Origin of the sequence: Limnospira sp. PMC 1279.21, assembly GCF_032349615.1 — a bacterium.
In the GTDB taxonomy this organism is placed as follows: Bacteria; Cyanobacteriota; Cyanobacteriia; order Cyanobacteriales; family Microcoleaceae; genus Limnospira; species Limnospira fusiformis.
In genome coordinates this window covers 1-10755 of sequence record NZ_JARPLU010000090.1, presented here as the reverse complement: position 1 = coordinate 10755, position 10755 = coordinate 1, and the positions used below count along the sequence as shown (strand labels likewise).

Genomic DNA, 10755 nt, shown 5'->3' with positions numbered 1-10755 from the left:
CTGAGAAACCCGGTTTCTTTGAGAAACCGGGTTTCTTGACCTCTGGGGGAGAAAGCGGTGCGTCTACGATATGTGTAATAATTAATAATGAATAATTAATAATTAATTGTAGGGGCGGGTTCTGCCGTCAATTATCAATTCCCGACGACTATATTCATAAACCCGCCCTACCGTTTGGCTGAGAAACCCGGTTTCTTTGAGAAACCGGGTTTCTTGACCTCTGGGGGAGAAAGGGGCGGGTTCTGCTGTCAATTATCAATTCCCCACGACCATATTCATAAACCCGCCCTACCGTTTATATTGTAGGGGCGGGTTCCGCTGTCAATTATCAATTCCCGACGACTATATTCATAAACCCGCCCTACCGTTTCGGCTGAGAAACCCGGTTTCTTCACCAGTTGATATGATGTTGGGTTTCACTGCGTTTCACCCAACCTACGGTTTGTAAGAGTTTAGCCACAACGTTCTAACAGCACATATAAAAATGGGTCTAGGGTGTCTAATAACTCCTTAATTTCATCCCTGGCTTTTTCCTGGCTAACAGGTTCTAGGGTAATGGGGTCTATCGGTCGAATTTGCTGCCACCGCTGCACTAACTCTTCAACAGTGCAAACCCTCTCCCACAGTGGCAATAAACAAGCTGCTATGCCACTATCCAGATGAATTGGTAGAAAAACAGGTAACCTGATATACTTGCTAATCTCAAAGGGTTTGTGGTTGGTAATGCAATTAATTAAATCTTCCCGGGACTGGGGGTTAGCTAACTGAGGATGTAGGCTGACTCTGGCGGTTTTCCAGTCGGAATCACTCCATTCCGACACGGGGATAAAATCTTTACCCTGGTGAGGATGACCACACCAAAAATCTAATAAACGGTGCATGGGTTGCAGGAGTTCAAATAAATGTAATCTGTCTTCCGTAGACATTTCCGCTAAACCCAACCCGAGAAAAACAGGTAAATCATCTTCATCCTTAAACAAATCCGTAATTTCCCAATGTCGCCAATTTAACATACTGATAAACTCTAAATCAGCAGCTTTCAAAGCCGCAAAAACATCCGGGATAGTGAAACCTTTATCACCCAGCAATAGATGATTACTTAAAAGACATTCTTCGGATTCTGTATTTTGTGTATTCCAGGTTTGTTGTTTAAGCAATACCTGGTCTTTCAGAGATTTCATGGTTTCTCGCGCCATTTCCATCTGCATTTCTCCGGGTTGTTCATCCATTAACCCAATCATTTTAAAAAATTCCTGGGATTTCAAATAGTTTTGGCGTTGGAAAGCACTGTGTAGATTGGTTCTAATAATACCATCGGGTTTCAGCACCGATTTCATGGCTTGCAACCCTTCTACGATATCCGGTAGTAAGTAGAGAACTTCATCGTTATTGATATAGTCAAACTCCCAACCCAAGCTGGGTAGTTCCTCAATATACATAGCATGAAATTCGGCATTTTCTATGCCATGATATTTCAATCTATCGCGGGAGGCTTCTACGGACTTTTCCGAGATGTCAATACCCACGATTTTCGCACCAGGATTAGCTAATGCTAATGCCAACGCCTTATATCCACTACCACAGCCAGCATCTAAAATAACTTTACCTTCGGTTTGAATAACCTGTTGGTTTCTTAGATAATAGGGAGTCAGCAAGTTATGAATATAAAGGCGTTCATAATCAGTCTTGGGGGATGTCTCTATAGGGATTCTAGGATACAGGGTAAAGTCGAACTGCTCGCGAATTTTCCGTTGTAGGTCCGATTCATTTATGGTTGACATTGGGATTGAATCTCCATATAATTTAACAGAGAGCTATAATAGCGTATATGCTAACAACTGCCACCGTCAATATACCGCTGCCACATTTCCTGATAGGCTTTTTCCATGTCGCGGGTAAACTGCTTGCCATTCCACAAAGGAGCAGTCCGCCTAGACTTGTGTAGTTTCCAGGAGATATCTTGGCGCAACCTTTCATCGGTTCCCAGACGAACCCCCCACTCCACATATTCCTCATCAGTCCAAGCAATACCCTCGGTGATACCAGCATTCATCATCATGGTATAACTATTGCGGGCTGCAAACTGTTCCCCTACCCTAGTCACCAGAGGAATACCCATCCACAGGGTTTCCATGGTGGTGGTTGCGCCGTTGTAGGGGTAGGTATCCAGCACCACATCTGCTATAAGTAAATTAGCGCGATGATTTTCTTCCAATTTAACGGTGGGAATAAATTTAATTCTATCCGTAGTTATTCCCTGTTGATTGGCAATGTCAAAAAAGAACTTACTGAAAGAATCCTGTTGACCAAATCCCTTGACCAGAAAATAACTATTGGGAACTTCCCTTAAAATCTCCAATTGCAACTTGGCGATGTGGGGATTGTACTTAGGCCCTTTTTGCAACCCTAGATAAACTATTGCATCATCAGGAATTTCTAAATCAGCACGGGTAATGGTTGGTACAGATACTTCAAAACCATCCACAGCTAAATAGGTTTGAGGTAGCCTCCAGATAGTTTCCTGATAATATTCTTGAGCATTTTCTGGCAACACATAGGGATCAGCCATAAAATAATCAACTGTTGGCACTGCTGAAGCATCCCAACCGAGCCAAGTCACTTGTATGGGAGCTGGTTTAAGTGCCATTATCGCACTCATATTGGAAGTGGTCAAGCTATCCATATCCACTAGGATATCTATTTGATCAGCATAAATTTGCTCGGCTAATTCTAGCTTGACAGAACTATATTTATGGATGTGATCAGAGTTAGCAATATACCATTCTTGAATCGGATCGTAAAAAACTCTTGATTCGGTCATGTAAGTGTAAATTTCAAAGTTATGGCGATCGCCATATTGAAATAAACTACGAGCCAGCCAACCCACCGAGTGCCTCCTCAAACAAGATGAAACATACCCAATCTTTAGTTTCCTTGGGGATGGTTGTACCCCCTGCCGCAAACTGGTATGGCGACCCCGAAATTTGGTAATTAGCTGCGGAAAGGCTATTTCCATGTTAGATTGACACACCTGAGAAATTTGTTTTCTGATGGTGATATTTTCCCGAGGATTATCGACTATATAGGCAAAATAAAAAGACGTTATATAAAGACCAACCCCCATTGATGAAGTTCCCAGATTCTTAGGATGTTCAACAATCAATTGGTCAATTAATAACTTGTGTTGTTCAACAACATCCCACAGTTCATCCCAGTATCCACCCGCAGTGAGTAGGGCTTTGAGAATGGTGAAACTTTGGCACAGTTTTTCCGGTATAGTTTCCACCACTGAATAGGCACGTTTAGCATATTCTATGCCTTGGGGATAGTCCCCTATATCAGTAAATAGTGCAGCAAGAGAATTCAGTAATTCTCTACTTCTTGGTGCTAACTGTAAACCTATCTGGCATAACTCTATGGCTTTTAAATGTTGATGTGCGGTACGGGCTAAATCAAAGGTCATATCTATAATGACTCTGATAAATTTTTCCTCACTAGTAACATAAGGTATCATCGCTGTTAGCAACTCTAAAGATGAGGGTTCTAGGGTGGCAACCTGCAAGACTTTTTCGGTAACTCTGATTAATAACTCCTGATTAATATTTGCACTCAAGGAGCTATTTTGTAAGATGTCAATAATTCCATAGTCTTTGATGATATCTGGGGTATAGGCATTAATGGCAATTGACAAATCAATTAAAGCCAGCAAATTATGAATGTCTGTGGGATTCAGTTCTCTAAGATGTTGGCGAATCACCCAGGCTAATTGATGATTTTCTAATTGGGCTTGCCGATTAGCTTCTTGGTAGAGAATATTACTTAATTCATTACTCCAATACTCAACCGGTTCTATATCTTCCTCATTGATAGCTAACAACCAGGTGATTTGGGCTTCTTCCTCTTGACCTTCTAGCAGCAACATCAAACCCAGATAAAAATAATAATACTTATTATTAGGTTCTGCCTCAATAGCTGCTTCATAATATCTAATCGCCTGCTGGTATTGGCAATTATGGAGATACTTTTCGGCTTGCTGACGAATCTCGGCTACTAAATCACTGGTCATTTTCACAATACCTATTATCCTTGAATTCAATTGATGCTGGCTCATCAACTCCTGGGAGTCATTAGCCCATGAAAAATTGATAATTTATGATTGTCCGCTAGTATATATTGTCCACATTTCCTGATAGGCTTTTTCCATCTCCCGCGTGAACTGCTTACTATTCCACAAAGGAGCAGTCCGCCTAGACTTGCGTAATTTCCATGAGATATCCTGGCGCAGTCTTTCATCGGTTCCCAGACGAACCCCCCACTCCACATATTCCTCATCAGTCCAAGCAATACCCTCGGTGATGCCAGCATTCATCATCATTGTATAACTATTGCGGGCTGCAAACTGTTCCCCTACCCTAGTCACGAGAGGAATACCCATCCACAGGGTTTCCAGGGTGGTGGTTGCGCCGTTGTAGGGGTAGCTATCCAGCACCACATCTGCAATAGCTAAATTGGCGCGATGGGTTTGCTCCAGCAATACTGAACCTGTCAGTCGCAACTGTTCTCGACTAACTCCCTGTTCTTCTGCTAACTCAAAAAACAGACCAGCGATGGATTGCTCTTTATCGAATCCCTTAATTATCAGATAACTATTGGGTACTTGTTTCAGAATTTGCATTTGCAGTTGGGCGAGTTCTGGGTTGTATTTCGGCCCCCTTTGGGCGGTAAAATAAACAATGGCATTTTCGGGAATATTGATATCCTGTCTTCGCAAACTGGGAATGCCGACCTCGAAGCCACCGACCGCCACATAGGTTTGAGGCAGTCGCCAGATAGTTTCTGAGTAATAATCCTGGGCATTTTCTGGCAAAACATAGGGGTCGGCAATAAAATAGTCAACGGTGGGTATAGCAGAGGCATCCCATCCCAACCAGGTGACTTGTACTGGTGCGGGTTTCAGTGCCATAATGGCGCAGGTATTGGTTAATGTCAGGCTATCTAAATCAACGAGAATATCAATCTGGTCTTCAGAAATTTGCTCGGCAACTTCTGTACTGACGATTCCATATTGATAAGACTTGGTGGCTTGTTCTGCATACCAGTTTTGCAGAGCATCTTGTCGATTTTCTGCCCCAATCATATAGGCATAAATTTCAAATTGATGGCGATCGTGATGTTGAAATAACCAGCGAGATATCCAACCCACAGAATGCCGCCGGAAACAATAAGATATATAACCAATCTTTAGGGTTTTATTGGTGGCTCCTTGATGGCGTTTCTGTAAATTCCGGGCTTGATATGTGGCGATATTTTCTGCCAGAGCAGTTTCTAAGTTGGCTTGGCAAATTTGAGCAACTTGAGTCTTTGTTTGTGAGTTTACGGCAGGGCAATCTCTCACATAAGGAAAGAAAAAGTTGGTATTATATAACTGCATAACCCCAGTCCCCAAGTTTAGGGGCGGGTCTTTCAGCATAGCATCCAGCAATGATTCCTGATGTTTTACCACCTCTCGCACTTGCTTTGTGCATCCCCCCTGAGACATCAGACCACTGATCATAAAATTGCTATCCAGGGCTTGCTGATCTGGGGATTCAGTGAGATGATAGGAACGTCTGGCATATTCAATGCCATCGTCATACTCGGTTAATTGAATACAAAATTGAGCCAAAGCCCTCAGCAACTCTTGATGATTCGGTGCCAGGTTCAACAATAACTCTCCATAGCCCTTGGCTATACTTGTTTTCGCAAAGGAATAGGCAATATCGTATAATTTAGGGATTAGGCTAGTGACAAACTCCGGTTGCTCACCAACATGGTTAATCAGCGCCTGTCCCAATTCCATAGATAGGGGATTAATTGCATCTACAACTAAGAGTTTTTTCCACAGGTGCAGTAGTAAATCTGGATTGACATTGATGGACTCCTGTTGCAGTAACGGAACCAGTCCATATTCTGCGATCTCATTTACGGTATAGGTTTTCAGGGTAATTGATAAATCAATTAACTGTAATATATTATTAATATCATCGGGATTTATTTGCTGGATGTGTTGGCGAATCCCCCAAGCCACGAAATGGTCTTCGGCGGCGGTTCGTGCGTCGGCTTCTGATGATAGCACCTGGAGTAAATCTATCGTCCACAGGTCAATCTGTTCTGGTTCTCCATCGCTCATGGCTACCAGCCAGGTGGTCTGGGCTTCTTCCTCCCGCTCCTGTAGCAGTAGGGTTAGCCCCAGTTTCCAGTAATTATATTTGTAGTCTGGATTTAGATTGATGGCTTGTTCATATAAAATGGCTGCTTGTTGATAATCCCTTTTCTGCAAGCAAATATCAGCTTCTGCTGATAAACTCATCTGCTTTTCCAATATCTGATTATCAATCATAGTCCCAGCCATAAACTCAATTAACTATTATAAAACAAAATAGGTAGCACTAATGTACTACCTATTTTTCATGATTTCAAGTTGTGTCAGTTTCTGATTTCATCATCAACAAGGGCAATATAGTTATTGCTTCAACAGTCCCACCGTATGCCATCGCTAAATGCTATAGTTGACAATGGGGTTAAAGACCCTAGCTGACTCCATCTGAAACCTAAACTGCTGGATTATCTATTAAATTCCTCTAAAATTATCACCACAGGAACTATTACCCGCAGCAAAGCTTGCTTCGGTGTCTGCAGCTTTCGCTTCGCACAGTTTAGCCAAAGTGGTACTTTCCCCTCCTATGGTTTCACCTACCCAGACCAGGCCACCAAAGTCCCTGAGATTAGCAGCACCGTTGGCATTAACCACCGCACCAGAAGCATTAGCTGCTAAATTATAAGTGTAGTTTTCTGTAGCGCTGTTGATACCCAGACCCAATTGAGCTATTGAGTTAGCAAACACGTTACTATTTTCCATGTAAAACGCTTGTTGAGCCCGGTTGATGGAACCAACGTATGTTCTGGCTTCGGACTCCCTAGCTTTGTTAGCTTGGTTTAAGAAGGAAGGCAGAGCGATCGCCGACAAAATACCGATAATGATAATTACAACTAACAGTTCGATTAAGGTGAAACCACCGTCTCTTTTTTTCTGAGAGATATGTTGCAGGAATTTGGCTTTAAGTTCAGTCTTCATAATTCGTTCTCCTCGGGGTGAAAGAGGTTATTTGTTTTCTGTAGTTCTAACTTACCCACCTCGATCGCAAATCATATCACCTGCCGCAAAATTTTTTTTAATTTCTTCCGGAAAATCGTGTATCGCCCTCCCAGTGGGGAATACCGACTAAGGCGGTTAGGGTGTCTGGGTGTCAGACTCTATGGCCTTGGGGTGTAAGGCGGCCACCAATTGGTAAAATATAGGCGATCGCATCCCATGGCATTCTATATATAAATGGACAACAAACTGTTATTTGTGACCAAAATCCTGATCCTATCCCTAGGGCTATCCTTACTGATCAAATATGTCGGGCCAAATTTAGCGATTCCCGAAACCAATGCGATCGCTCTTTTCGCGGTTCTCTTCCCCTCTTCCCTGCTGGCGGTTCTGTTTTCGTGGCGAATGTGGCTAGACAGATAAGCAGATCCGAGAGGTGCTAAACCTCAGTCGGTTTCTTTTGGGACTCGTGCCATTGCTCCAGCCCTTTCTCATCCCCAGCGAAACTATCTATAGAGACTCGACGCTCTGGCATAGGTTGCACAGGACCATTAACAGGGCTATACTTGCAAAAGCAGATCACGATCATATCAAACTCAGCCGTAGAGACATCAGGAGTGTAACTTTCCACCCTAGTTACTTCCCAGTCCCCCTGGCGATAATGGGTGCTGTAGCCATGTTCAGTGGGATTATGCAACCCATCAATACGAACAAACTCCCTCGGTCGATATCCCAACTCAGGAATAGGTTGATCAGAAGAGTCGAAATGTTCAGCCAAAATTCTAGTTAAACCCTGGGTATGCTGGAGTTTACGTTCTTTCCAACCAGGTTCACCCTTATCAGCCCGAAAAATGATGTATTTTCGCATCAATCTTCCTCCTTCTCAGTTTCATTATAACGCCGAGGAAACTCCGTTTTCCCCAGAAATACGCAATCAACCTCAAGGATAGGATCTGAGGTTACCTCAATTCGCACAAGATTCCACCCATATTTTCGTTCCATATCTTCGCAGCATCCTTCATCTACCGCTGCGTGGCGAGATATATCTTCCTGTTCATCATATCTGGGTTTGGTCATCGGTGGCGGGCTGGCTTTAGTGGAATCGCACTACATAATCTAATATCATAGATCACTATTCTATAGGCGATCGCCTGTAGAAAAGCAAATTCTCTCACCCTGAACAGTCGAATGACCCTAGGTACATGGATAGGCTTCACAGCTTTCTTAATCGCTATATATATCCTGTGGCGGATTAAACAAGCCCTGCTGATGATTTTCGCCGCCGTCGTCCTAGCCACCGCCTTAAACCGTCTCACCCGCCAATTCCAGCGTCTGAAACTACCGCGATCGCTTGCCGTTTTTCTGTCGATTAGTCTATTCTTCTTAGGGATTATCATCGGCTTTTTATTGGTCGTCCCCCCCCTAATCAACCAATTAGAACAACTAGCCAAACAGGTCCCCGCTGGTCTCGAACAAGGTCTAAAGCTGCTGAACCTGTTAATTGACTATTTACGCACCGACCTCAACGGACCCCTGCGGGAATATCTATCAGAAGTCAGTCGCGACCTGAGACAGATCCGCATCGAACAAATTATCCAACAAGCGCAAGCCCTGAGTAATCAACTAATCGGCGGTTTTGGTGTCGTGGTGGGAACCACAGTAGAAGGATTAGTCAGCATATTATTAATCCTCGTCCTGACCATGATGCTTTTAGCCGACCCCCAAGCCTACCGTCGCAGTAGCTTACAGCTAATTCCCGCCTTTTACCGAAGGCGAATGAACCACATACTAGACACTTGCGAAATAGCCCTAGGTCGTTGGCTAATCGGTGCGCTACTCAACATGATTTGTGTCACCCTGCTAACAGTAATCGGCTTGTGGATACTGAGAGTCCCCTTAATTTTCGCCAATGCCATTCTCGCGGGACTGCTGAACCTAATTCCCAATATAGGTCCTGCTGTTAGCGTCATTCCCCCAATGGCGATCGCCCTTTTAGACTCTCCCTGGAAAGCCACATTAGTAGTGATGTTATATATCATCATCCAGCAAATCGAAACCGCCGTAATCATGCCCTCGTTAATGGCTTACCAAGTCTCCCTACTACCAGCCATCACCCTTCTCGCCCAAGGATTTTTCCTAACCTTCTTCGGATTTGGCGGACTCGTGTTAGCCTTTCCCCTCGCGGTAGTCGGTCAAGTTTTGATCAAAGAAATCCTGATCCGAGATATCCTAGATATTTGGGATAATCCCCCTCCCCTTAAACCCGTCGCCGACCAACCCTCACTTTTAACCAGTGAAACCCTCCCAGAGCATAATCCCAGGAATAATCACCAGTGAAAACCATAGCCGAAATCAACCACAAAATCAATCAGCAGCAAGCCATTGTCTGCACCATCGAAGAACTCAAAGCCAGAGTCAAAGAAACCAGCATCAGCCAAGTCGCCGAAGAAGTCGATGTCATCACCACCGGAACCTTTGAACCCATGGAATCTTCCGGCGCAATTATCAACCTCGGACATACAGACCCCCCCATCAATATTCGCACCTGCTGGCTTAACGGTGTACCCGCCTACAGTGGTTTTGGCGCAGTAGATATATATATTGGCGCTACCCAAATGGTGAAAGAAGGAGATGAACCAAGCGATCGCGGTGGCGGTCATGTAATCGAAGATTTAATCGCTGGAAAAACCGTCCATCTTCAAGCTGTTGGGACTCCCTCCGACTGCTACCCCCGTAGTTCCCTAGAAACCTCGATTAACAAAGATACAATTAACCAGTTTTATCTATTTAATCCCCGCAATTTATACCAGAATTTTATCATTGGCGTTAATGGTGGCGATCGGCCTTTATTTACCTACCTCGGACCCCTACAACCATTTTTAGGTAATGCAGTTTACTCCAACTCTGGCGCGATATCTCCCCTATTCAATGACCCCGACCTACAATTAATCGGCATAGGAACTCGCATTTTTTTAGGGGGAGGAATTGGTTATATCACCTGGGAAGGAACCCAACATTTCCCCATCCAAAAAAGATTACCTAACCGCACACCCATAGGACCCGCCGCCACCCTAGCCGTTATCGGTGATGCTAAAAAAATGAACCCCTATTGGGTGCGAGGCTGCTATTTTAAACAACACGGACCCTCTCTCATGTTAGGCATTGGCATTCCTTTACCTGTGCTTAATGAAGAAGTGGTTTTGCGCGCTGCTATTGCTGATGAGGATATTGTTGCGCCAGTCGTCGATTTTGCTATCCCCCGCCGGGTTCGCCCGACCTTCGGTTTGGTAACATACGCTCAACTCAAAAGCGGTCGTATCCAAATTGAGGGTAAAACCGTCCGCACCGCCCCCCTCGCCAGTATTTCCCGCTCTCGACAGGTCGCGGAGGAACTCAAGGAATGGATAGAGTCTGGCAATTTTACCCTCACTGAACCTGTCGCTCCTATCCCTATGGACAGGTCTTTTATCCCCCAAGATATTTGGGGTTCTCAAATACGTTTAGATTGATTTTATCCCCTACTCCGACAATAGCCATCACTTATCGATTTAGGCAGACAATTTTAAATATTGAATCAGTCACCACAAATTTCCGTGAAAATAGTCATCATTTTCGCCACGAGA

10 protein-coding genes are annotated in these 10755 nt (G+C 44.1%); 3 read left to right on the top strand and 7 right to left on the bottom strand.

The annotated features are described in order from the left end of the window. Positions 1-102: 102 nt before the first annotated feature. The 5 genes from P5683_RS14345 to P5683_RS14325 form a co-directional block, all read right to left on the bottom strand. Positions 103-252: a hypothetical protein gene (locus tag P5683_RS14345; RefSeq protein WP_315640269.1), complete on the bottom strand. Its 150-nt coding sequence runs from the start codon at positions 250-252 to the stop codon at positions 103-105. Between the two features lie 200 nt (positions 253-452). Next, entirely contained in the window at positions 453-1781 is a 1329-nt protein-coding gene (locus P5683_RS14340; RefSeq protein WP_315640268.1) for a class I SAM-dependent methyltransferase, read from the bottom strand. A gap of 50 nt (positions 1782-1831) precedes the next feature. Further along, positions 1832-4066 (bottom strand): tetratricopeptide repeat protein, encoded by a 2235-nt coding sequence (locus P5683_RS14335; protein WP_315640267.1) that lies wholly within the window; start codon positions 4064-4066, stop codon positions 1832-1834. 84 nt (positions 4067-4150) lie between these two features. Next, positions 4151-6379, bottom strand: coding sequence for an O-linked N-acetylglucosamine transferase, SPINDLY family protein (locus P5683_RS14330; protein WP_315640278.1), 2229 nt, complete (start codon positions 6377-6379; stop codon positions 4151-4153). A gap of 231 nt (positions 6380-6610) precedes the next feature. After that, entirely contained in the window at positions 6611-7114 is a 504-nt protein-coding gene (locus tag P5683_RS14325) for a type IV pilin-like G/H family protein (RefSeq protein ID WP_315640265.1), read from the bottom strand. 255 nt (positions 7115-7369) lie between these two features. On the opposite strand from P5683_RS14325, the gene P5683_RS14320 reads away from it, so the two are divergent. Further along, the gene (locus P5683_RS14320; protein WP_006670388.1) at positions 7370-7555 is read left to right on the top strand and encodes a hypothetical protein; all 186 of its coding nucleotides are present in this window, start codon (positions 7370-7372) and stop codon (positions 7553-7555) included. 16 nt (positions 7556-7571) lie between these two features. On the opposite strand, the gene P5683_RS14315 is transcribed toward P5683_RS14320, so the two are convergent. Then, complete coding sequence (locus tag P5683_RS14315; protein WP_006670389.1) at positions 7572-8000, bottom strand: hypothetical protein; 429 nt, start codon at positions 7998-8000, stop codon at positions 7572-7574. Beyond that, complete coding sequence (locus tag P5683_RS14310) at positions 8000-8209, bottom strand: hypothetical protein (RefSeq protein ID WP_006625248.1); 210 nt, start codon at positions 8207-8209, stop codon at positions 8000-8002. Before P5683_RS14310 ends, P5683_RS14315 begins: the two co-directional genes overlap by 1 nt. A gap of 111 nt (positions 8210-8320) precedes the next feature. Between P5683_RS14310 and P5683_RS14305 the strand changes: the two genes are divergently transcribed. Together P5683_RS14305 and P5683_RS14300 are read left to right on the top strand one after the other, a co-directional pair. Then, positions 8321-9469: an AI-2E family transporter gene (locus P5683_RS14305; RefSeq protein ID WP_006625250.1), complete on the top strand. Its 1149-nt coding sequence runs from the start codon at positions 8321-8323 to the stop codon at positions 9467-9469. After that, on the top strand, positions 9466-10641 hold the full coding sequence (locus P5683_RS14300; protein WP_006625251.1) for a homocysteine biosynthesis protein: 1176 nt from the start codon (positions 9466-9468) through the stop codon (positions 10639-10641). Before P5683_RS14305 ends, P5683_RS14300 begins: the two co-directional genes overlap by 4 nt. Positions 10642-10755 lie beyond the last annotated feature (114 nt).

Excerpts from the sequence above, each read along its gene's own strand:
- P5683_RS14340 (WP_315640268.1), bottom strand. The coding sequence starts at position 1,781 with ATGTCAACCATAAATGAATCGGACCTACAACGGAAAATTCGCGAGCAG.
- P5683_RS14335 (WP_315640267.1), bottom strand. The coding sequence starts at position 4,066 with ATGACCAGTGATTTAGTAGCCGAGATTCGTCAGCAAGCCGAAAAGTAT.
- P5683_RS14330 (WP_315640278.1), bottom strand. The coding sequence starts at position 6,379 with ATGATTGATAATCAGATATTGGAAAAGCAGATGAGTTTATCAGCAGAA.
- P5683_RS14325 (WP_315640265.1), bottom strand. The coding sequence starts at position 7,114 with ATGAAGACTGAACTTAAAGCCAAATTCCTGCAACATATCTCTCAGAAA.
- P5683_RS14320 (WP_006670388.1), top strand. The coding sequence starts at position 7,370 with ATGGACAACAAACTGTTATTTGTGACCAAAATCCTGATCCTATCCCTA.
- P5683_RS14315 (WP_006670389.1), bottom strand. The coding sequence starts at position 8,000 with ATGCGAAAATACATCATTTTTCGGGCTGATAAGGGTGAACCTGGTTGG.
- P5683_RS14310 (WP_006625248.1), bottom strand. The coding sequence starts at position 8,209 with ATGACCAAACCCAGATATGATGAACAGGAAGATATATCTCGCCACGCA.
- P5683_RS14305 (WP_006625250.1), top strand. The coding sequence starts at position 8,321 with ATGACCCTAGGTACATGGATAGGCTTCACAGCTTTCTTAATCGCTATA.